Raw genomic sequence first — 22,334 nt, 5'->3', positions numbered from 1 at the left:
CATTCGGGGTCGCTCATGGAATCGGGACAACACGGAGCAATCGATGCCGCCGCAGGTCAACCTGACAGCGTCGCCCTTGTTCGGGCAGGAAGACGCGAGCTGGTACCACGCTTCGATCGGAGACAGCGGCGCGGCGGACGGCGGTCCGGCATCGCGAGGCATGGTCGTGCCGCTGGCGCGGAGCCTGGCGATCCTCGCCGCCTTTTCACCCCACGAGCCCTGGCTGGGCAATCAGGAACTGGTGATCGAAACCGGCATTCCCGCGCCGACGGTTTCGCGGCTCACGCGTTCGCTCGTCGCGCTCGGCTATCTGCATCACTCCACGCAGCGCCGCAAGTATCGGCTGGCGGCGCCGGTGCTGTCGCTCGGTTACGCGGCGATCGCGCATTCCAGCGTGCAACTGCTCGCGCAACTCGAAATGCAGGCGTTCGCGAACACCAACGGCACGCATGTGATGCTCGGCACGCGGGACCGGCTCGAGGTGATCGTACTGGAGAGCTGCGCGGGCAAGCCAGCCTCGATCGACCTGACGCTGTACGCGGGGACGCGGCTCGGCATCGCGTCGTCGCCGATGGGCTGGGCCTTGCTGGCGGCCTTGCCCGAGCTCGAACGCTTCTATCTGCTCGGCAATATCGAACGCCGTGCGGGACGTGACTGGCCCGGCCTGCGCCGCCGCATCAGCAAGGGCATCTCGCAGGTGCAGAACCTCGGCTATTGCGTGTCGCTCGGCGAATGGGAACCGGACCTGACGATTCTCGCCGTGCCGCTGGTGCTGCATGACCAGACGCCGCTGGTGCTCGCCTGTGTCGGGCACAGCGTCCGGCTGGGGCGTGCGCGCGTCGAACGGGAACTCGGACCGCGGCTGGTCGCGGCCGCGCGGCATCTGCAGGAACAGGCGGTCGTCATCGAATGACGCGGACCCGGGATACACGGGAGCGAGTGGACGGGGCGCCGGCTGCCGTCATCGGATGCCCGGGCAGACACTTCGTTTTTCCAAAGGAGACGTGAAATGGCAAGGCTGGAAGGTAAGGTTGCGTTCGTGACCGGCGCGGGTGGCGGCATCGGCACGGAGATCTGCAAGCTTTTCATCGCCGAGGGCGCGCGCGTGCTCGCCGGCGACATTCACGCGCATCTCTCGGAAGCGGCGGCCGATGCCAGCGGCGGCGGCGACCGGATCATTCCGGTGCGCCTCGACGTCACCGACAAACAGAACGTCTGCGACGGCCTCGCACGCGCGGCGCAGGCGTTCGGCAAGATCGATGTCCTGTGCAATGCCGCGGGCGGATCGACGCCCGCCGACGCACGCGTGACCGAGGCGCCGGAAGACGAGTTCTGGCGCGCCATCAAGCTCGACTTGTTCGGCACGTTTCTCGTGTGCAAATACGGCATTCCTTATCTGCAGAAGACGGGCGGCGGCTCCATCATCAATTTCTCGTCGATGGTCGCGCTGATGGCGCTGGCCGAGCGCGACTGCTACACGGCGGCGAAGGGCGGCGTCCATGCGCTGACCCGGTCGATGGCGCTGGAATATGCGCCGGCGCGCATCCGCATCAACGCGATCGCGCCAGGGCTGACGCTCTCCGAGCGCGTGCGGCATCTGGTCGACGAGCGCGAGGAACTGCGCAAACTGGCAGCCGATTGCCTGCTCGGTCCGTGCGAGCCGGTGGACATGGCGCATGTCGCCGTCTATCTGGCATCGGACGAGTCATGCCGCACCACCGGACAGATCATTCCGGTGGACAGCGGCGTCACCATCTATTGACCGGATGACCGGCATTCGCGGGCGGCCTGTCGAAGTACGGAACAACGTGCGCGGCGTGCGGCCATGGCCTGCGTATCCGGCGTTCAATGCCGGAGGCGGCCGCGCTTCCCGACGGCTGTCACGCTCGCGAACAAAACGGGGGAGACGGAAATCACCATGGACATGAAACTTGCAAACCGGCGCGTCCTGATCACCGGCGCATCGCAGGGCATCGGCGAAGGGCTCGCCCGGGTTTTCGCCGCCGAGGGCTGCCACCTCGCGTTGACGGCACGTTCCGCCGACAAGCTGGACACACTGGCAGCCGCCCTGCGCGATGCGCACGGCGCGCAGGTGGAGGTGCTCGCACTGGATATGACTCAGTCCGGCGCGATCGCGGAACTCGCGGCCTTCGCGGGAGACGTCGACGTCCTCGTGAACAACGCCGGCGCGATTCCCGGCGGCACGCTCTGGGATGTGGATGAAGACGCGTGGCGGCGGGGCTGGGAATTGAAGGTGTTCGGCTACGTCAACCTCACGCGTGTGATCTACACGCGCATGAAGGAGCGGGGCGGCGGCGTGATCCTGAACAACATCGGCAACGGCGGCCAGAACTTCGACTTCAACTACATCGCGGGCTCGACCGGCAATGCCGCGCTCATGGCCTTCACCTGCGCGCTGGGTGGCCGCAGCCTGGAGGACGGGATCCGTGTCGTGGGCGTCAATCCCGGTCCGGTGAGCACCGAGCGGATCGCCAAGGTGCTGAGAAGTCATGCGCAACGGCTGCTCGGCGACGCAGCGCGGTCCGCCGAACTGATGGCGGCTTATCCGCTCGGGCGTGCCGCGACGGTGGAGGAAATCGCTGACCTGTTCGTCTATCTCGCGTCGCCCCGCTCGGGTTACACGAGCGGCACGATCTTCACGGTGGACGGCGGCATTACCTCGAAACGGTCGGTGGCCTGAGCTTCGGATCATCGCGGGCCAATCACCCTTCTCGTGAACCGATGGAGACGCTCCATGCGCCATCCTGATGTCGGTCAGGCCGGTGTCACGCCGGATGTGGACGTGATAATCGTCGGGGCGGGATTCGCGGGCCTCTATGCGCTGTACCGGTTCCGCAAGCTGGGCTTGCGGGTGCGGGCGTTCGAAGCGGGCAGCGGCATCGGCGGCACGTGGTTCTGGAACCGCTATCCCGGCGCGCGCTGCGACGTGGACAGTCTCGAGTATTCGTATTCGTTCTCCGACGACCTTCAGCAGGAATGGGACTGGCCGGACCGCTTCTCCACCCAGGCCGACATTCTTCGCTACATCCATCACGTCGCCGATCGTTTCGATCTGCGCCGCGACATTCAACTGGACACGCGCGTGCAGTCGGCGGCCTTCGACGCGTCCGGCAACCGCTGGCGCATCACCACCGCCGAAGGGCAGACCACCACCGCGCGCTTCTGCGTGATGGCGACGGGCAATCTGTCGCTGCCGCGGGTTCCGGACTTCGCGGGACTGGAGTCCTTCAAGGGCGACTGGCATCACACGGGCCGCTGGCCGAACCGACCGGTCGATTTCACGGGACGCCGGGTCGGCGTGATCGGCACCGGCTCTTCGGGCATCCAGCTTATTCCGATCATCGCGCAGCAGGCGAGCGAGCTGATCGTGTTCCAGCGCACCGCCAACTTCACGCTGCCGGCGCGCAACCGTGCGCTGTCGGCCGACGAACGCGACCGGCACAAGACGCGCTACGGATTCTGGCGTGCCGAGGCGCAGAACACGCCGTTCGGCATAGCAGGGCATCCGGCGCCGACGAAGAACGCGCTCGACGACACAGCCGAAGCGCGTCTCGCGAAGTTCGAAGAGAAATGGCGCAACGGCGGCAGCATCAGCTTTCTGTATTCGTACAAGGACCTGCTCACCAGCAAGGCCGCGAACGATACGGCCGCCGAATTCGTGCGCGGCAAGATCCGCAGCACGGTGAAGGATCCGGCGACCGCCGAGTTGCTCGTGCCGAAGGATCATCCGATCGGCGCGCGGCGCCTGTGTCTCGATACGGGCTACTACGAGACGTTCAACCGGCCGAACGTGAAGCTGGTCGATACGAAGTCGGCGCCGATCGTCGCGATCACGGAAACGGGCGTGCAGACCGCCGCGGCCACTTACGCGCTCGATACGATCGTGTTCGCGACCGGTTTCGACGCCATCACCGGCGCGCTCGCGGATATCGACATTCGCGGGCGCGACGGCCTGACCCTCAGGCAGAAATGGGCGCACGGGCCGCGCACCTATCTCGGGCTAATGACGGCCGGATTCCCGAACCTGTTCATCGTGACGGGGCCGGGCAGCCCGTCCGTGAAGGCGAACATGGTGTGCGCCATTGAGCAGCACCTGAACTGGATCGCCGGATGCGTCGCGATGCTCGACGCGCGCGGAAGCCGGACGATCGAGCCGGATGCGGACGCGGAAACGCGCTGGATCGAGCATGTCAACGAAACGGCCGATGCCACGCTGTATCCGCTGGCGGAGTCGTGGTACACGGGCGCGAACGTGCCGGGCAAGCCGCGCGTGTTCATGCCGTACGTGGGCGGCTATCACCGGTACAAGGCGATCTGCGAGGAAGTCGTGCGCGACGGCTATCGCGGCTTCGTCATCTCCGGCTTGCCGACGCTGGCGGTGTGAGCGTCATGGCGCTCGATCCCGACATTGCCGCGGTTTTGAAGACGCTCGAATCCGCGCCGCCGATGGAGACGCTCTCCGTCGACGCACTGCGCGCGAGTCTCGCCTTTCCGCCGCTCGAACGGCGCACGCCGGTGGGCGAGTCGGTCGCCCTGTCCATCGCGCTTGACGGCCGCGTGCTGGCCGCGCGGCTGTACCGGCCGCAGCGTGCGCGAAGCCAGGGCATCACGGTGTTCTTTCACGGCGGCGGTTTCGTGATCGGCAACCTCGACACGCACGATCACGTCTGCCGCGACCTGTGCATCGGCAGCGGCGCGGCCGTGATCGCCATCGACTACCGGCTCGCGCCCGAGCATCGCTTTCCCGCCGCCGTTCACGATTGCCTCGACGCAGTGCGCTGGGTCGAACGCCATGCGAATGCGCTCTCGGTCGATCCGGCGCGCATCGTCGTGGCAGGCGATAGTGCCGGCGGCAATCTCGCCGCGGTGACGGCGCTGCGTATCCGCGACGAAGGCGGGCCCGGGTTGCGCGCGCAGGTGCTGGTCTATCCGGTGACCGGCTACCACACGCCGCCGACGCCTTCCTATCTCGACAACCAGTCTGGCTATTCGCTGACGCGCGCGGCGATGATCCGCTTCTGGGCCGACTATCTCGCCGACGAAATGGACGCAGCGGACCCGCATGCTTGTCCCTTGCGTGCGACATCGCTCGCGGGCGTGCCGCGGGCGCTGGTCGTCACCGCCGCATTCGATCCGCTGCGCGACGAAGGTGAGGCCTACGCGCGCCGCCTTTCGGAGGCGGGCGTGGCAACCACGCTATGGCGTCACGACGGCCTGATTCACGGCTTTCTCCGCATGGGCGCCGTGTGCGCGCGGGCGCAGCAGGCGCTGCTCGACATCGCGGCGTGGATCCATGAAGCACAGCGGTAAGCGCTCAGGCTACGGCTCGTGGCGCACGTCGCGCAATTCCGTTTCGAGTTCGAGCGCAGCCTGTTTGAGCGCCGGCACGATGCGCTGCCTGACGGCGTCGACATCGCGCTGGAACCGGATTGCGCCGCAACTCAGCGACATCAGCACGGCTTCGCGGCCGATGCGGACCGGCAAGGCAATGCCATAGGCATCGCGCTGGAACTGTCCGAACGACATGCACACGCCGTTGCTGCGCAGATCGTCGAAGGCGCTGTCGATTTCGCTGCGTAGGCCTTCACGCTGCGGGCCCGCGGCCTCCAGCAGACGGGCCACATAGTGCTGCCGCTGCGGTTCCGGCAGCCCCCAGAGCCATGCGCGCCCGATCGCGGTGAGGCCCATCGGCAGCAACGAACCGACGCCCAGCCGCAACGTGGCAATGCGCGCACTCGTGCGATGCGCGACATACAGCATGTCGAGCCCGTTGGGTGCAGCGAGCGCGACGGAGACGTCGAGCCGGTCGGCGAGCCGCTGCATCAGCGGATGCGCGAGCCGCGTGACGGGATTGCTCACCAGATATGCATGACCGATGCCGAACACGCCGCTCGCCAGTTCGAAGCGGGAACCGCCCGCGACACGACGAAGATAGCCGAGCTGTATCAGGGTCGAGGTCAGGCGCGAGACGGCTGATCGGGACATGCCGGTGCGCTGCGCCAGCTCGCCGTTATTCAGCGGCGCACGTTCGGCGTGGAACGCGCGCAGGATCTGCAGGCCGCGATCCAGCGTGAGCGTGACGGGCGTGACGGGCGCGTGCGTCATCGTGAGCGGGCGGATTCAGACCGGCACCGGTACGCGGCCACGCAAGGTCTCGGCGATCGCGACGAGCCGCGGCCCCAGTTCGCGTTCGAGCCGCGCTTGCGCGAGACGGGCGGTGCGGCCGACGCAGCCCAGCACGAGCGGCGGCCGATCGGGCAGCGGCACCGGCGCGGCGACGCACGCGAGCTCCGGCTCCCATTCGCCGTGCAGCATGCCGAAGCCCAGTTCGCGCACCTGGGCGATCTTTTCGTGGGTCCGGCGGCCGATGGTCGGCCAGTTGTCGTCGGGGCGCCGTTCGAGTTCACCCAGCAGATACGCGCGTTCCGAATCCGGAAGCGCGGCGAGCAGCGCCCATCCCATCAGCGAATACGCGATATGCATGCGCATGCCGGGCCGCAGCCGCAGATCGAGCACCGCGCGGCTGCCGATCCGCGTATCCAGAATGAGAATGTCGAGCCGGTCACGCGTGCCGAGCAGCACATAGGTATCGGTGGCTTGAGCGAGCTTCTGCATTTCAATGCCGGCGAGCCGCAGCAGATCGGGATCGGCGATGGCCGCGTAGCCGAGCGCCAGCGACGCGGCAGCCAGCGAATACTTGCGGCTTGCCTTGTCCTGATGCAGGTAGCCGAGCGCGAGCAGCGACTTCAGGAGGCGCAGCACGGTCGGCGCCGGAATGCCGGTGGCCTGTGCGATTTCCAGATTGCCCAGCCACGGCTTGTCAGGGGTGAACGCGGCAAGAATCGAGAGCCCGCGCACGAGCGGCGTCACCATCGCGCCGCCCGGCGCGCGTTCGCCGCGCGGCATTTTGGGCCACGCGGTGTCGAGGCCATGCGGACCGTTATCGGACCGGGCATCGACGTGAGTCGGCAAGGATCTGCCGGGTTGCATGCGGGTCTCCGTCGTTGGTTTGCTGTTGAGGCGCCAGGGCCGGCGCGGTGCGCTGAGTATCCCGGATGGTACAACTGCCGTGCCGGAGGCAACGCTGGGGCATGCCCGGGGTGCCGGCGGCGTCAGCGGGCCGGGCGCGCAGTCACGCTGCGAAGCCGGTCGCAGATGAAGCGAAGGCCGTCGCGGCTGCCGGGCAGCACGCCGATCATCATCAGGAAGCCATGCATCTGGCCTTGCGCGCGAAGATGATGGACCCGCACGCCGGCCTGTTCCAGCCGCAGTGCATAGGCCTCGCCCTCGTCGCGCAGCACGTCGTGCTCGGCGGTGACGACGATCGCCTCCGGCAGGCCGGAAAGATCCGGCTCGCGCAACGGCGCGGCGAGACTCGACGCCCGGGCGGATCCGGCCGGCGCGTAGTGGTTCCAGTAGGCCAGCATCGCGTCGCGCGTCGTCAGCAACTGGTTATCCGGCGCGACATACGAAGGTCGATCGAAATCGCAATCCGTCACGGGGTAGACGAGCAGCTGGGCGGCAATCGACACCGTCCGCTCGCGGCGCGCAAGCAGCGTCACCGCGATCGCGAGGTTCCCGCCCGCGCTGTCCCCGCCGACCAGCAAGGGCAGCTCGGCGCCGAGCAGCGCGGCCTGTTGTGCGGCGAGCCAGCGCACGGCCTGCCAGGCGTCGTCGACCGGTCCCGGGAACGGATGTTCCGGCGCCTTGCGATACTCGACGAGCGCCACCGCGACGCCCGCGCCCGCGGCGATCTCGCGGCACAGCGGCGTGAATTCGTCGATCCCGCCGACGACCCAGCCGCCGCCGTGGAAATACACCAGTAGCGCGTGAGGCGCTTCGGCGGGCACGAACAGGCGGGCGCGGAGCGTGCCGCCATCGACCGGGATCTCGAGCGGCACGGTCGCGCGCACCTCGGCGCCGGCGGACAGCAGCGTGCTGATGCGTGCGAACGCGCTGCGCGCTTCGTCCGGCGTCAGCAGATGGCGCGGCTTCGTCGCCGCCGCGGCGAGCGTGTCGACGAACGCGCGGGTTTCGATGTCGAGGCTCATGACGTTCGTCTCCTGATCGATTGCGTCTATCGTTGCGGCTGCAATCCGGCCAGCACGGTCTCCACGCCGCCGAACAGGTTCCAGCCCAGCGTGGCGCTCGCACCCGCATCGACGACGAGGTTCGTGCCGGTGATCGCCGCGGCGGCATCGGACAGCAGAAAGGCAATCGGCCCGGCCAGTTCGCCCGGCGAGATCACGCGACCGAGCGCCGTCTGCCGCGCCATGACGGCGGGATCGCGCTCGCCGCGCGCATAGCTGGCTTCGATCACCGGTGTGCGCACGGGCCCCGGCGAGACGGCATTCACGCGCACGCCTTGCCGCCCGAGATAGACGGCCAGCGCGCCCGCCAGGTTGATCATCGCGGCCTTCGACGGGCCGTACGCGAGGTGCGGCGTCGGCATCATGCCGGCGAGCGACGCAATCATCACGATGCTGCCGCGTTCGCGCGACGCCATGCGCAATCCGACGAGGCGGCTCACCGCATAAGCGCCGCGCGCGTTGATATCGAGGATCGCGTCCCAGACCGGCGCATCGACCTGCGCCGGACCTTGCGCCGGCGGAATCACGCCCGCCGCGAAGACGAGCCCGTCGATGTCGCCGCATTCGTGTTCGATGGTAGCGATGCACGATTCGATGGCAGCGACGTCGCCGACGTCGAGCCGGTAAGCCCGTCCGCCGGTTTCGGCGGCCACGCGTCCGGCGGCGTCCGCGTCCCGGTCGACGACGATCGGCGTCCAGTCCGCCGCGAGCGCCGCGCAGCACGCCGCGCCGATCCCGCCGGCGCCGCCCACTACGAGCGCGTTTCTGCGCAATGTCATGAATCCTCCTGCAGGGTGTCGTGTTCGTCCGGAAACCGGCCCGTCAGATCAAGCCGATTTCCGCCCTTGCCGCGAACACCGGATCGTGCGGATCACGGCGGCCGAGCGTCCAGGCCGGATCGAGCGAGTTGTCGGCGGCATCGACGAGTTGCGACTCGATGGCATCGAACACGGTACGGCGCTGCGCGATCCGCCAATCCTCGTTGCGCTTCTCGAACCGGTCGACATAACGTCCCGACACCTGAACCCGGCTGTTCTGCGCGCTCCCGGCGTGCTGCGCGGCCAGCATCGACCGGTGCGCGCCGGCCTCCGGCGTCAGTTCCAGCCGCGCGATGAAATACGTTTCGACCGCGGCGACGGTATCGGACGCGAATTCCACGAGGCAGTTGCCGAGAAAGTGCGTCGATTTGAGGAGGCTCGGCGCATCGTGACGTTGCCTGACCCAGGCGATGAACGCGTCCCGCGTGCCTTCGAAGTCCGCATGATCGTCGCGGGCATCCTCGAAGAAGGCGGCGCGGACGCGCTCCCAGTCCCGACGATCCACGCCGCGTGCGTAGCGCAGCAGCACCTCGCGAATCAGATCCTTGTCGATCAGGCGTTGCAGGGCAGTGGACACGGCATCGCACTCCTTGGGTTCGATGACATCCACGATGCCGAGCCGGCCAGTGCCGCGTCAACGCCCGCGACGCGAGTCTGCCGTACTTTGAAACGGGCGGCGGCTGCACGGAACGGCGACGGGCCTGACATGCCTGAACCGGGCTCCGTACCGATTTCAATGTACGGGATAAGGTTCACGTCCCGATTGATGCCTGCCGCCGTGCGGCGATTCAATGGACTCCTGCGAAGAACGATTCATTTCCCAGGAGACGATTCAGATGAACCCACACTCGAACGACGTACTGGACGCCGTCGTCGTCGGCGCCGGTTTTGCCGGGCTGTATGCGATCAAGCGTCTCACCGATGCGGGCTTCCGCATCCAGGCTTTCGAGTCCGGCGACGGCATCGGCGGCACGTGGTACTGGAATCGCTATCCCGGCGCGCGCGTGGATCTCGAGTGCTGGGACTATTCGTATTCGTTTTCGCCCGAGCTTCAGGACGAATGGGACTGGCCGGAGCGCTATCCGACGTCGGCGGAATTGATGCGCTATCTGAATCACGTCGCCGATCGTTTCGACTTGCGCCGGCACGTCCGCTTCAATACGAAAGTCGAAGCCGCCGAATTCGACGAGCAGCGCAATATCTGGCGCGTGACGACCTCCGACGGAAAGGTCACGCATGCGCGCTTCTTCGTGCCCGCGACGGGCGTGCTGTCGGTGCCGAAGCCGCCCGAGATTCCAGGCATCGGCACGTTCGCCGGCGAAAGCCATCACACGGGCCGCTGGCCGCATCACGAGGTGAATTTCGAGGGCAAGCGCGTCGGCGTGATCGGCACGGGCTCGTCGGGCATTCAGGTGATTCAGGCGCTCGCCGGAAAGTGCCGGCATCTGACGGTGTTTCAACGCACCGCCGTCTATGTGGTACCGGCGAAGAATCATCCGCTGACGCCGGAGATGCGCGCCCGCGTGCGCGCGACCTATGCGGAACGCCGCGCGGTCAGCCGTCTTACGCGCTTCGGCATTGCGGTGCCGTTTCCGGTCGAATCGGCGCTCGACGCGACGCCGCAGGAGCGCCTGAAGAAGTACGAGAACGCATGGGAGAACAGCCAGTTGCTCGGTTTTCGCATGTGTTATGGCGACATCCTGTCGAACGAGGCCGCGAACGAGACGGTCGCCGAGTTCATTCGCGGCAAGATCGGCGAGACCGTGAAGGATCCGCAGGTCGCGGCGAAGCTGATGCCGCGCGGTTTTCCGTTCGGCACCAAGCGGCCGTGCCTCGGCGACACCTACTACGGCGTCTATAACCGCGCCGACGTGACGCTGGTCGACCTGAAGCAGACGCCGATCGATCGCGTGGTGCCGGAAGGCATCGTGACGAACCAAGGCCTGCACGAACTCGACGTGCTGATCTACGCCACCGGATACGATGCGCTGACCGGCGCGCTCACGCGTATCGACGTGCGCGGCATCGATGGGCGCACGCTGACCGACAAGTGGTCGGGCGGCGCGAAAACCTATCTCGGCCTGATGACGAGCGGCTTTCCGAACCTGTTCACGGTGACGGGGCCGGGCAGTCCGGGGCCGCTCGCGAACATGTCGATGAGCATCGAGCAGCATGTGGACTGGATCACGCGCTGCATGATCGACCTGCGCAAACTGGGCGTCGAACGCATCGACGCCGATGCGCAGGCCGAAGAGGACTGGATGCAGCACGTTCAGGAGGTTGTCGCGAAGACGCTCTATCTGAAGGCGAACTCGTGGTATGTCGGGGCGAATGTTCCGGGCAAGCCGCATGTTTTCCTGCCCTATCTCGGCGGCCACGGCACCTATCGCAAGAAGTGCGACGACGTCGCGGCGGCCGGCTATACGGGCTTTCTGCTGAGCCGCGCCAGCACGCGTGAAACCGACGCGCGCAGTGCCATGGTCTGAGACGGAGCGATCCCGCCGGCGGGATCGTTCCCGCCGCGCGACGCCGTTCAGGCGGTAATGCTGCCTTTCTCGATCATGTATCGGCGGTTGCAGATCAGGTCGGTGAACTTCACATTCTGTTCCGCGATGAGCATCGCCACGCCGCGTTCGAGCAGCCGGCGCAATGCGTCGGCCAGCCGCAGCACGATGATCGGCGCCAGGCCTTCGGTGGGTTCGTCGAGCAGCAGGAGTTTCGGCTCGAGCAGCATCGCGCGGCCCATGGCCACCATCTGGCGCTCACCGCCCGACAGCTTGCCGGCGTTGCGTTCGCGCAGTTTCTTCAGCTCCGGGAACAGCTCGAAGACCGGCAGCAGGTCGTTCCCGGACGGTCTCGTCAGGCCTATCGCCAGATTCTCCGCGACGGTCAGATTCTTGAAGAGCCGTCCGCCGCTCGGAACGATCGCAATGCCGCCCTGAACGCGGCGATGCAAGGGAAGGGCGGCGAGTTCGTGACCTTCCAGAAGAATGGAACCCTTCGTGCTGTCGATCAGCCCTGCAATCGACGAGATGAAAGTGGTCTTGCCCGCGCCATTGCGGCCGACCAGCCCGACCACTTCGCCGGCCTCGATGCTGACATTGGCATTCCGTACGATCGTCACGTTGCCGTAGCCGGCGTCGAGTCCGCGAACCTGGAACATCGGCTCAGAGATTTTCACCAAAGTAGACCTCGCGGACGCGCTCGTTTGCCCTGACTTCGGCCGGGCTGCCGTTCATGATCACTTCGCCCGCCGCCAGCACGACGATCCGCGTGGCGAAGCTGAACACGATACTCATGTCGTGTTCGACGAAGAGAATGGGGATATCGTTCTTGCGCGTGATCGCGCTGATATGTTCCAGGCACTCCGCCGATTCCGCTACGCCCATGCCGGCCGTCGGTTCGTCCAGAAGCAGGATTCTCGGGTTCGACGACAGGGCGACCGCCAGTTCCAGCGAACGTTGATCGCCGTGAGAGAGCTTGCCAGCCGGAAGATGCATGCGATCGGCGAGACCCACTTCCTCGAGCAGCGCCGCCGCATGATCGCGATGCCGGCGCACCGCGAGGCCGAACGGATGCCAGGCCTGACGTTTCGCGAGCGCGATGCCGAGCTGCACGTTTTCGAGCGCGCTCAGCGTCCCGAACACGCTGCTGACCTGGAACGAGCGCGCCAGGCCCAGGCGCACCCGCCGCCAGGGCGGCATGCGGGTCACGTCCTTGCCGAAGATGCGGACCGTGCCGCTGTCCGGAATCTTGCGCCCCGTGAGCAGATCGAAGAAGGTGGTCTTGCCCGCGCCGTTCGGACCGATGATCGCCACCACCTCGCCGCTGTGGATATCGATCGAGGCGCCGCGCACCGCCGTGAAGGTGCTGAAGGACTTGGTCAGACTGTCGGCGGACAGAACCGGCTGCGCGAGTGCGGAAGTCATGCGCGCACCTCGTCGCGTGCAACCCGCCGTGAAGTCTTCAGCCTCGTGAAGACCACGCGCAGGGCGGCGCCGATGCCTTCCGGCAGGAACACCGCGCAGCAGATGACGATCAGCCCCACGGCCAGATCCGCGTGATCCGAATAGCGCTGGATGTTGGAGCGGGCCAGTTCCAGCAGGATGGCGCCGGTGATCGGACCGAGGAAGGTCGAGCGGCCGCCGAGCGCCACCATCACCAGCAGTTCGGTTCCCGTGGTCCACGAGACGATGTTCGGCTCGACCGAGCGGTTGATCGCCGCGGCGACGATGCCGAGCAAGCCGCCGATCACGCCCGTGATGACGAACGCGCTGAACTCGTAGAGCCGCGGATTGCCGCCCAGCGAGGCCACCCGGTCGGCGTTGTCGCGCACGGCTCGCAAGGTCGCGCCGAACGGCGACGCCAGCAGCACCAGCAGCGCGAGGCAGATGGCGGTCGTGCTGCACACGACGAGCAGGTATTGCGCGGCTTCGCTGTCGAGCCAGGCCGGGATCAGGATGCCGACGAGGCCGTCGTCGCCTCCTGTCAGGTTGTAGTTGCGCGCCGCGAGGACATAGAACACCTGCGCGATCGCCAGGGTGAGCAGGGCGAAGAACAGCGAGCGCGCCCGCAACGCGACGGCGCCGGCGAGACAGGCCAGCACCAGCGAGATCGGGACGACGAGCAGGGCGGCCTGCCCGAACGGAATATCGAACTTGATGTTGGCGATCGCGACCGTATAAGCGCCGATTCCCAGGAACATGCCCTGGCCGACGGAGATCAGTCCCGCGTTGCCGATCAGCAGGTTCAGGGACATCGCGGCGCCGGCGAAGAGTGCGACGCGGGCGATGGAATGCAGCCGCACTTCGGGAATGACCAGCACCAGCGCGGCGCAGAACGCGCCAATGGCGAGGATGAGCACGATCTGCCGGAGGGAGAGGCGTTCCACGGGGCGTTCCTCAATGCTGAATGATGGTGCGAAGTCCGGAAGGCTTGACGACGAGAACCAGCACCATGAGTGCGAAGACGACGATTTCGCTGCCCTGGTCGATGAAGATCGTCGACACCGCTTCCGCGACGCCGACAACGATGGCGGCCGTCAGCGCGCCCCACACCGAGCCGAGTCCGCCGATGACGATGATCGCGAAGGCGATCACGACCATCTGGACATCGAGGGTGGCATTGACGGCGCCCCGGGGCGCGGCGACGACACCCGCGACCCCGGCAAGCAGGGCCGAAAGCGCCATGACCTTGGTGCGCAGCACTTTCACATCGACGCCGACTGCACCGAGCATGGCCGGATCGTCGACGGCCGCCCGGATCAGCCTGCCGGTCCGGCTCCTGGCGAGCAGATACCAGAGTCCGCAGGAGACGATGGCCGTCACCACGATCACGGCCACCTGATACTGCGCGATGCGAATCCCGCCGACTTCGACAAAGCCGCGCAGCAGATCGGGCGCCGCGACCGAGCGGGGCAGGGAACCGAACATCCAGCGGATCAGGTTGTTGATGACGAGAACCAGCCCGAACGTCAGAAGCAGCTGCCCCCAGATGCCGCCCGCATAGACTCGTCTGAAGAGCGAGACTTCCAGCGCGGCGCTGAGCACCACCATGATCACGGGCACGACCAGCAGCGCGACGGGCAGCCCGAGGTTCGGGCCGAGCTGCATCACGATGGTGGTGGCGGAGAACGCCGCGATCATGAAGAACGACCCGTGCGCGAGATTGACGACGCCGAGCGCGCCCCAGACCAGCGTGAGCCCCGACGCGACGAGGAAGTACAGCGCGCCGGTGGCGATACCGGTCAGGATTTGAGCGAAGAACAATTGCAGGGACATCGGCCGCTCCTCGTCGAGTCGTGATTACTTGCCGCGCATGGATCGCAGGGCCTCTTCGGTCGGACGGACCGTCTGGCCGGGGATGATGTCCGTGATGTTCAATACGGGCTGACCGAATGCGGGATCCTGCGCAACGGTGCCGATATAGATCGGCACCTCGGCCTGATGATCGAACTTGCCGATGCGGAACGCGCCTCGTACCGACTGGAATTCGCCGTCGTCGAGCGTCTTGATGACGTCGGCCGGTTCGATCGATTTCGCCCGGGTCGCGGCTTGCGCCCATGTCATCACGCAGTCGTAGGCCAGCGTCGTCCAGTCGGACGGGTAAGAGCCGTACACCTTCTTGTAGCCTTCGATATAGGCCTTGCTCTCCGGCGACGACGTGAGGAGCAGATTGGCCGGCGCTCTCTGGAAGCCTTCGGTGCCGACCGCGGCATCCGCGCCGAGGGCTTTCAGCGTGTTGCCGTCATAGAGCGCCATGAACTTGTTGTCGATCTGCTTGAAAAAGCCCAGCGCACGGGCCTGCTTCGTGAAGGTGATGAGATCGGAGCCGAACAGGAAGGTCCAAACGTAGTCCGGCTTGGCCGCCAGAATCTTGTTCAGCGACGCGGAGTAGTCCGTCGCCCCGAACTTCGGATATTCCTCGACGACGATCTCGGCCTTCGGATTGAGTTCCTTGATCGACTGCTTGAAGCGGTTCGCGCCCGAGCGCCCGCCGGCGTAGTCCGCCGAGACCACGGCGTAGCGCACGTACGGCTTCTTGGCGAGGCGCGCGGCGAGGGCGCGCGCTTCCATGTACGAACTCGCGCCGATCTGGAACACGTAGGGATGGAAGTCCTTGATCGTGATGTCGTCCGAGTTGGCCGAGTTGGCGCACATCGGCACCTTGAAGCGGGCCGCCACAGCCTTGCTCACGGCGATGGCGCTCGCGGACGATTGTGGCGAAGTCAGGAATTTGGCGCCGTCGCGCACGAGGCTGGTCGCCTGATCGACGGCGCGCTGCGGATTGGTGCCGTTGTCCTGATAGCGCAGATCCAGCTTCTGGCCGAGCACCCCGCCGCGATCGTTCACCACCTTCACCGCGTATTGCGTGCCGTTGAGGACGTCGCGTCCGACATCGGCGGCGGCGCCGCTCAGGTCGAAGGAACCTGCAATCGGGATCGTGCCTTCGGCGCGCACCAGGTTCGGAGACGCGAATCCGCCCATCACCGTCAGCATCGTGAAACATGCAATGCGCATCCTGCTCATGGTGTCCCCTTCCTTTTCTTGTTCAAGCTCTCGTACGCAGCAGCGTCGACGCTATCGGTTGTGCAGCGAGCTTTCCGTCACGGTCCGGAGCACATGAGCATCCGGGTGAACGCATTACATAGGCGAAGCCGGCGACAGACAACACACGGTGCGCAACTGTTCCGCGATGCGAAAGTGCGCCCGATGCCGCTACGTCACGCGGCGGACTTCCGCTCCGCCGCGTTCCTCGATCAGCTTGAGAATCGACGAGAAGTCCCGCTCGCCCCAGCCTTTCTGCGCGGCCTCGTCCCAGATCTGCGCGGCGGCCTGCATGACCCGGGCCGGCACGCCCAGCGTGGTGGCCTCGTCGAGGCCGAGATGGACGTCCTTCTCGACGATCGAGAGTCGTGCGCCGAAGTCGAAGCTGCGCGGCAGCGCCACGCGAGCCAGGATGTCGTCCGCCGAGGCGCTGTGTCCGGTTCCGGCGCGCAGCACCTCGAACATGACGGCCGCGTCGAGCCCGGCCTTGGCGCCCATCACGAGGCCCTCGGATGCGGCGACGAGATTGGTGGCCATCAGCGTGTTGTTGATGAGCTTCATGAGCTGCGCCTGGCCGGGCCGGTCGCCGAGCACGTAGACCTGCTTGCCGATGCGCGCGAGCCACGGCGTGACCTGCACGACAGCCTGCGCCGGACCTGCGGCCATCATCGCGAGCCTGCCTTCGCGCGCGGCCGGCGGGCCGCCGCTGATCGGCGCGTCGACGGTCTGGATGGATCGTGCGGCCAATCCATCGGCAATCGATTCGATGCAGGTCTTGCCGATCGTCGACATCTCGACATGGACGCGGATCGCGCTGCCCTGCGCGACGCCTTCCGGACCCAGCGCGACCGCTTCGGCGACTTCGCGGCTCGGCAGGCAGGCGAACACGATCGCGGCGGCGTCGGCGACCTGGCGCGGTGAATCATGTGCGATGGCGCCCCGGGCGACCAAGCGGCTGGCCGCCGCCGGAGAAGGGTCGTGGATATGCAGGGCGACATCGTCGGCGAGGAGGCGCTCGGCCATCGAGCCACCCATCTGACCGAGCCCGATGAAGCCAATTGCTGTCTTGTTCGGCATGGGAATCCTGATTCTGGATGCGCGTCGTGTGCTGCCGGGGGGCTGCGGGGCCGCAGGGCCGCACGTTCGGTTGATCCGGCGGAACTCAGTCCGGGTAGTAGTGCATCTCGAGCAGGACGCATCCGCCCTCGGAGCGGATCGGTCCGTGGGGTGTGCCGGGCGGCCGGCGCACGAATGCCTGTTCGGTGAACGTGCCGAAGGCCGCAGCCTGCCGGATGCCGTGGACATCGCCGGAGAGCAGGAACGTCTCTTCGAAGTAGTCGTGAACCAGCGGGTCCCGGGTTTCGACGCCCGGGGCGAACCGCACGAGGCGCGTGCGCCGGCCCTTTTTGCCTGGTTCGTCGAAATCGCTGGCGAGCGTGAGCACTTCGACGCCTTCGAAGCCGGCCAGGGGTTTCCACCCGGTGGAATCGATGAGGCTGAGGGTATCGGTGCTATTGCCTGGCGTATCCATGTTCCTTCCTGTTACGCGTGTTCGATCCGGTTCATCGCGCGTTGGCCGTGACCGCGCTTGCGCTGACATCGCCGCGCGGGCTTGAAATGCCTGATCTGCTGTGTCGATGGTAGGAAGGAGCGGAAATCGCGGTCAACCGGGCGGCACGATGAGTTCCGTACATTGGAAGCTGGCGCGGTCGCGGGGGGAAAGGACGAACCGCTGCGTCGGCCTTGTCCGGAAGTCGACATCTTCCGCCGTTGTCCGCGCTCATATGACGCCGGACAATTGAGTCCGTGATCGAGTGGTTCGCGGCCACGTCCATGCCCGATGTGCGGCTTGGAGCAACGTCCTCCGGAGCCGAGCTGAAGATTCAACAGGAGTATTCGATGTCCGTATCACGCACGCCAGGATTTTGTGCCCTTTGCAAGTCGCGTTGCGGATCAGTCATGGTGACTGAAAAAACGGGACATTCATCGGGCAGGAGCCGAATCCCGAACACCCGACCGGCGTGGCCTTGTGCGTGAAAGCTTCACGCGTGATCACCGATCGGCCGTGAGATAACATCTCGAAGACTGTGTGCAAGGCTTCTCTCGTCGTCGGTGAAGTCGAGCCGGCCATTCACTGCGCCAGATCGGCAGCGGCAATCTCGATGATCCAGTCGACGAACGTCCTGATCGCCACAGTGGCACGGCCTTTGGGATAGACAATCGAAACCGGCACCGGACGGCATCGCGCCTGTGCGAGCACTTCCTTCAACCGCCCGCTTTGCAGAAACGGCGCTACCGCGAACTCCGAGACCTGGATCAGACCGAGTCCTTCGAGACCGCACTGAACGTAAGCCTCGGTGTCATTGATCGAGAAGCGGCTGCGGAGCGTCATGCTCATATCCTTGCCGTCCACGCTGAAGCGCCAGTCGAGCGGCCGGCCGGTCGCGTTCGACAGGTAGTTGACGATACGGTGAGCGCTCAGCGCGGCCACGGACTCCGGCTCGCCATATCGCTTCAGATAGCGAGGCGCAGCGCAGGTCAGCCAGGCGAGCCTGCCTAACGGTCGCGCGATGAGACCCGAGTCCGCGAGCGACCCGGTGCGAATCACGCAATCGATACCTTCGTGGATGAGATCGGAAGGACGATCGCTTAAGCCGAGCACCAGCTCGATGTCGGGAAAGCGAGTTTCGAACTCATGCAGGCGAGGCAACACGATTGAACGGCCGATTACCCCCGGCATATCCACCCGAACCCGCCCGCGTGGTCCGGCGGCGGTTGCCGAGAGCTGGCTTTCCGAGTCGGCGACCTCGGCCAGAATGCTCTGGCAGGAAGCCAGGTATCGCGCGCCCGCCTCGGTGAGGCTGAGACTTCTCGTGCTTCGGCGCAGCAGGGCGGTGCCGAGATGCGCTTCGAGATTCTTCACGATCGTCGTCACCGATGATCGTGGCATCGCCAGCGTTTCCGCCGCCTTGCTGAAGCTTCGTGCTTCGACGACTCTCACGAACGTTGCCATTGCCAGAAGTTTGTCCATGAGCGGTCTGCGCAGCGAATGCCGATAACGCTTCCATGTTACCAACCCTGCGCGCTGCTCGCGCCATCGCTTTCTGTATTCACACGCGACGAACAATGAATAGCGCTTGCACACCTACACTCCGAAGCGTTCAAGGCTCGTCTTCATGCGATGTCATGCGTCGCGGAGCGGTTTTCACCACGTCACGTATTCTCATCAGGTAATGCATATGTCGAACGACAACTCGATTCTTGTTCTGGGCGCCGGCGAACTAGGCATGGCGATGCTGCGAAGTCTCTCCGGGCAGATCGGGCACGCGGACAATGTCTCGCTCGCCGTGTTGCTACGTCCCTCGACGATCGCGTCCGACAATCCAGGCAAACAGAAGGATTTAGCCGAATTGCGCGAACTGGGCCTCGAATTCGTTGCGGCGAATCTCGCCACGCAAACGCGCGCCGAACTCGCCGCCATCTTTCGCCGGTTCGATACGGTCATCTCATGCACAGGCTTCGCAGGCGGCCCGGGCGTGCAGCTCAAGATTGCGCACGCGACGCTGGATGCCGGCGTCAGGCGGTATTTCCCGTGGCAGTTCGGCGTGGACTACGACATCATCGGCAGGGGCAGCGCCCAGGATCTGTTCGATGAACAACTCGATGTGCGCGACCTTCTGCGCGGCCAGTCGCAAACCGAGTGGGTGATTGTTTCGACGGGCATGTTCACGAGCTTTCTGTTCGAGAAGTCGTTCGGTGTCGTCGATCTCGACACGCATACCGTGAACGCGCTCGGAAGCCTGGACAATGCGGTGACCGTGACCACCGCCGATGACATCGCCGCGCTGACTACGGAGATCCTTTTTGCGACGCCGTCGATCTCGAATCGCGTCGTGCATGTCGCGGGCGATACGGTGACGTATCGAGAGGTAGCGGATACGGTTGACCGGCTGCTGGGCATCAAGGTCCAGCGCAAGGAATGGACCGTGCCGGAACTCGAGCGGCAGCTGGACGAGGCGCCACATGATGGATTGCGAAAGTACCGCGTGGTGTTTGCTCAGGGGCGCGGGGTGGCGTGGGACAAGCGACAGACGTTCAATGCGCAGCGCGGTATCCGGGTGACGTCGCTGGAAGAGTGGGTCAGGGAGACGATGACCGAGGTATGAGGCGTACGTGGGAATGCGTGGAGCGCCGGTCGTAAATGAAAAGCAGCTTATAGCGTTGTCACTCCACGCTGTCCGGATGTCGGGTTTGTTCTTCAGGTTGGTCTCGCGCGGCCGAAGGATCGGGCTTGAACGAAGCGGGGCGCCTCGCCCCGATGTGTGCGGTAGGTGCCTGCCGATGCGCCGATTGTCCCGCTCGGCCTGGAGCGCCTGCGCCAACTCCAACGCATGACCCAGTTGACGCTCAACACCTTCGACATGCGCGCCGAAGGGAAAACCGGTCTGCCCTTCCGCGAATGAGCCTTGATGGGAAGCGTGTCACGCGACCGGCAATCCCTGGCGGAAGCGCCGCATTCGCGTCGCGCCCGTAATCCGGACAGCACCGGGTGACAGTCGCTTGTGGAAGAAAGTCGTCCCACAAAGCTTGCCATCAGGCGTGTAGCCGCAGTCTGGCACTTCGCCGACCCGCTGCCAGCCCGCGCGTTCGTAAAGTCGTTCTGCGTCGCTGCCTGTCTCCGTATCGAGCAGCAGGACCGATTTGGCAGCCTCGCGCGCGACATCTTCGACTGCCGCCAGCAAGCTCGCAGCGACGCCTTGCCTTCTCGCATCGCGACGCACCAGCATCTTCGAAACATCCGCGCGCTGGGGTTGATTCTCAGGAAAAGAGGTAATCAACTGCACGGTACCGACGATTCGGCCATCGAGATCTTCCGCAATCAGCAAGACTCGCTCGCCGCGAGCCACATTGCTCGCGGCCCGCTCCCAGAACTCGATTGCCTTGTGCCTGGCAAGCGGCAACATGAAGCTGACTGCCGCCCCGCCTTCAACGCAGTCGATCAGGACATCGGCAAGAGGTTCGACATAGGCCGTGACTTCGTCCGCTGAGAGCATTCTCACGCGTGCTGCACCACTCATCCTGGACTCCTCGAATTCATCAATGACGTCGGGCTTTCAATGGAAGCGACGCGGCGAGTAGGGCGCCGGATCGATGGACGGCTGTCTGGACGTAATGAGATCGGCCAGCATGCGCCCGCTCGGCGGTGCCGCAGTCATCCCGTAGGTCCCATGCCCGAAGCAAAGCCAGAGGCCTGGCTGTTCGCCTGCCGCGCCGATCGCCGGCAGACTGTCCGGCGTCGACGGCCGCTGTCCGGTCCAGATTCGATGCGGCGCTTCGATCAGTGCGGGGAACAGTTCCCGCGCCTGCTGCAGCGCGTGCAACGCGCGCTGTTCGTTCGGCATGCCGTCGACGCCGCCGAATTCGACGCTGCCCGCGATGCGCAGGCCGTCGAGCATCGGCGTCAGGCCGATCGCGCGACCACGATGAATGAAAGGCACACCGATCTTCACCCGCTCGGTGTCGACCATCACGTGATAGCCGCGCTGGCTCTCGAGCGGAATGCGGATGCCGAGCGGCGCCAGCAGCTGCATAGACCATACGCCGCCCGCCACCACGACGTCGCGTGCGCTGTGATTGCCTGTCGAGGTGAGGATCAGCCATTCGCCGTTTTTGGGAATCAGCTTCAGCACCTTCTCCCGATGAAACGTCCCGCCGTGCTCGACGATCCGTTCGGCTAGCGCGCGATTGAGTTCCGCCGGGCTCACGGTATGTGCGTTCCCTTTCTTCAAAACGCCGAACCGCACCGCTGCGTCTATTCCCGGATAAAGACGCTCGATGTCGGCGCGCGAGAGGGTCTCGACGTTCAACCCGTAGCGCTCGGTCAACTGCCGCTCGACGTCGGCGGCCGATCCCTGCGGCGGTACGTCGCTGAGAATCGCCTCGCCATCCTCTCGAATGTAGCGGCAATAAAGCTCGTCTCCGAGCAGACGACGCCATTCGATCAGCGCAGGGGCATGCAATGCGTGCAGGCTCTTCGCGAGGGTCGTCATGCGGTCGATCTGGCCGGCTCGCAGCCACTGGATGAACCACGGCAGAGCCTGTGGCGCATAGGCCGGATGGATGGTGAGCGGACCAAGCGGGTCGCGCAGCCAGCCCGGCACCTTGCGCAGCATGCCGGGTTGCGCGCCCGGCATGAAGCTGTCAGGCGAGATGAAGCCGCCGTTGCCGAACGACGCGGCGCCCGGCGACGGCAACGGATCGACGATCGCGACCTTGCGTCCAAGCAATTGCAGATTGCGCGCCACAGACAGTCCGGCGACGCCGCCGCCGATTACCATCACTGTATCGACCATTGCAAG

23 protein-coding genes are annotated in these 22,334 nt (G+C 65.7%); 8 read left to right on the top strand and 15 right to left on the bottom strand.

Annotated features, from left to right (window positions below; all coding sequences use genetic code 11):
- The first annotated feature begins 43 nt into the window (after positions 1-43).
- The 5 genes from QCE62_RS11170 (at position 44) to QCE62_RS11150 (ending at position 5,331) form a co-directional block, all read left to right on the top strand.
- Positions 44-913: a helix-turn-helix domain-containing protein gene (locus tag QCE62_RS11170; RefSeq protein WP_309917688.1), complete on the top strand. Its 870-nt coding sequence runs from the start codon at positions 44-46 to the stop codon at positions 911-913.
- Between the two features lie 96 nt (positions 914-1,009).
- On the top strand, positions 1,010-1,762 hold the full coding sequence (locus tag QCE62_RS11165; RefSeq protein WP_309917685.1) for an SDR family oxidoreductase: 753 nt from the start codon (positions 1,010-1,012) through the stop codon (positions 1,760-1,762).
- A 156-nt stretch (positions 1,763-1,918) separates the two neighbouring features.
- Positions 1,919-2,701 (top strand): SDR family oxidoreductase, encoded by a 783-nt coding sequence (locus tag QCE62_RS11160; RefSeq protein ID WP_309917682.1) that lies wholly within the window; start codon positions 1,919-1,921, stop codon positions 2,699-2,701.
- 54 nt (positions 2,702-2,755) lie between these two features.
- Positions 2,756-4,405, top strand: coding sequence for an NAD(P)/FAD-dependent oxidoreductase (locus QCE62_RS11155; RefSeq protein WP_309917677.1), 1,650 nt, complete (start codon positions 2,756-2,758; stop codon positions 4,403-4,405).
- Between the two features lie 5 nt (positions 4,406-4,410).
- Entirely contained in the window at positions 4,411-5,331 is a 921-nt protein-coding gene (locus QCE62_RS11150; RefSeq protein WP_309917673.1) for an alpha/beta hydrolase, read from the top strand.
- 9 nt (positions 5,332-5,340) lie between these two features.
- Here QCE62_RS11150 and QCE62_RS11145 read toward each other — a convergent pair whose 3' ends face one another.
- The 5 genes from QCE62_RS11145 to QCE62_RS11125 form a co-directional block, all read right to left on the bottom strand.
- Positions 5,341-6,126 (bottom strand): IclR family transcriptional regulator, encoded by a 786-nt coding sequence (locus tag QCE62_RS11145; RefSeq protein WP_309917671.1) that lies wholly within the window; start codon positions 6,124-6,126, stop codon positions 5,341-5,343.
- Between the two features lie 15 nt (positions 6,127-6,141).
- Complete coding sequence (locus QCE62_RS11140; RefSeq protein ID WP_309917669.1) at positions 6,142-7,011, bottom strand: IclR family transcriptional regulator; 870 nt, start codon at positions 7,009-7,011, stop codon at positions 6,142-6,144.
- Positions 7,012-7,133: 122 nt separating this feature from the next.
- Positions 7,134-8,072, bottom strand: a complete 939-nt coding sequence (locus QCE62_RS11135; protein ID WP_309917666.1) for an alpha/beta hydrolase — start codon at positions 8,070-8,072, stop codon at positions 7,134-7,136.
- Positions 8,073-8,098: 26 nt separating this feature from the next.
- The gene (locus tag QCE62_RS11130) at positions 8,099-8,890 is read right to left on the bottom strand and encodes an SDR family oxidoreductase (RefSeq protein ID WP_309917663.1); all 792 of its coding nucleotides are present in this window, start codon (positions 8,888-8,890) and stop codon (positions 8,099-8,101) included.
- A 43-nt stretch (positions 8,891-8,933) separates the two neighbouring features.
- Positions 8,934-9,506 (bottom strand): nuclear transport factor 2 family protein, encoded by a 573-nt coding sequence (locus QCE62_RS11125; protein WP_309917660.1) that lies wholly within the window; start codon positions 9,504-9,506, stop codon positions 8,934-8,936.
- A gap of 259 nt (positions 9,507-9,765) precedes the next feature.
- Between QCE62_RS11125 and QCE62_RS11120 the strand changes: the two genes are divergently transcribed.
- Complete coding sequence (locus QCE62_RS11120) at positions 9,766-11,415, top strand: NAD(P)/FAD-dependent oxidoreductase (RefSeq protein ID WP_309917658.1); 1,650 nt, start codon at positions 9,766-9,768, stop codon at positions 11,413-11,415.
- A gap of 47 nt (positions 11,416-11,462) precedes the next feature.
- Here the strand turns inward: QCE62_RS11120 and QCE62_RS11115 are convergent, their stop codons facing one another.
- From QCE62_RS11115 to QCE62_RS11080, 8 genes are all read right to left on the bottom strand, one after another.
- Positions 11,463-12,110 carry an ATP-binding cassette domain-containing protein gene (locus QCE62_RS11115; RefSeq protein ID WP_309917655.1) on the bottom strand — a complete coding sequence of 216 codons (648 nt, stop codon included), beginning with the start codon at positions 12,108-12,110 and terminating at the stop codon, positions 11,463-11,465.
- Positions 12,097-12,858: an ABC transporter ATP-binding protein gene (locus QCE62_RS11110; protein ID WP_309917651.1), complete on the bottom strand. Its 762-nt coding sequence runs from the start codon at positions 12,856-12,858 to the stop codon at positions 12,097-12,099. The genes QCE62_RS11115 and QCE62_RS11110 overlap by 14 nt, the downstream gene beginning before the upstream one ends.
- Positions 12,855-13,820, bottom strand: coding sequence for a branched-chain amino acid ABC transporter permease (locus QCE62_RS11105; RefSeq protein ID WP_309917649.1), 966 nt, complete (start codon positions 13,818-13,820; stop codon positions 12,855-12,857). Before QCE62_RS11105 ends, QCE62_RS11110 begins: the two co-directional genes overlap by 4 nt.
- 10 nt (positions 13,821-13,830) lie before the next feature.
- On the bottom strand, positions 13,831-14,709 hold the full coding sequence (locus QCE62_RS11100) for a branched-chain amino acid ABC transporter permease (RefSeq protein WP_309917646.1): 879 nt from the start codon (positions 14,707-14,709) through the stop codon (positions 13,831-13,833).
- A gap of 24 nt (positions 14,710-14,733) precedes the next feature.
- Positions 14,734-15,957: an ABC transporter substrate-binding protein gene (locus QCE62_RS11095; protein ID WP_309917643.1), complete on the bottom strand. Its 1,224-nt coding sequence runs from the start codon at positions 15,955-15,957 to the stop codon at positions 14,734-14,736.
- A 189-nt stretch (positions 15,958-16,146) separates the two neighbouring features.
- The gene (locus tag QCE62_RS11090; protein ID WP_309917640.1) at positions 16,147-17,052 is read right to left on the bottom strand and encodes an NAD(P)-dependent oxidoreductase; all 906 of its coding nucleotides are present in this window, start codon (positions 17,050-17,052) and stop codon (positions 16,147-16,149) included.
- 85 nt (positions 17,053-17,137) lie between these two features.
- Entirely contained in the window at positions 17,138-17,506 is a 369-nt protein-coding gene (locus tag QCE62_RS11085) for a cupin domain-containing protein (protein ID WP_309917637.1), read from the bottom strand.
- Between the two features lie 600 nt (positions 17,507-18,106).
- Positions 18,107-19,006: a LysR family transcriptional regulator gene (locus QCE62_RS11080; RefSeq protein ID WP_309917634.1), complete on the bottom strand. Its 900-nt coding sequence runs from the start codon at positions 19,004-19,006 to the stop codon at positions 18,107-18,109.
- Positions 19,007-19,214: 208 nt separating this feature from the next.
- On the opposite strand from QCE62_RS11080, the gene QCE62_RS11075 reads away from it, so the two are divergent.
- Positions 19,215-20,141, top strand: coding sequence for an aromatic alcohol reductase (locus QCE62_RS11075; RefSeq protein WP_309917631.1), 927 nt, complete (start codon positions 19,215-19,217; stop codon positions 20,139-20,141).
- Positions 20,142-20,306: 165 nt separating this feature from the next.
- Positions 20,307-20,438, top strand: coding sequence for a hypothetical protein (locus tag QCE62_RS11070; protein ID WP_309917628.1), 132 nt, complete (start codon positions 20,307-20,309; stop codon positions 20,436-20,438).
- 18 nt (positions 20,439-20,456) lie between these two features.
- Here QCE62_RS11070 and QCE62_RS11065 read toward each other — a convergent pair whose 3' ends face one another.
- Positions 20,457-21,053, bottom strand: a complete 597-nt coding sequence (locus QCE62_RS11065; protein WP_309917625.1) for a GNAT family N-acetyltransferase — start codon at positions 21,051-21,053, stop codon at positions 20,457-20,459.
- A 36-nt stretch (positions 21,054-21,089) separates the two neighbouring features.
- Positions 21,090-22,328: an FAD-binding oxidoreductase gene (locus QCE62_RS11060; protein ID WP_309917622.1), complete on the bottom strand. Its 1,239-nt coding sequence runs from the start codon at positions 22,326-22,328 to the stop codon at positions 21,090-21,092.
- Between the last annotated feature and the right edge of the window lie 6 nt (positions 22,329-22,334).

The organism is Caballeronia sp. LZ033, assembly GCF_031451265.1.
Lineage (GTDB): Bacteria > Pseudomonadota > Gammaproteobacteria > Burkholderiales > Burkholderiaceae > Caballeronia.
This window is presented reverse-complemented; position numbering and strand designations above follow the sequence as displayed.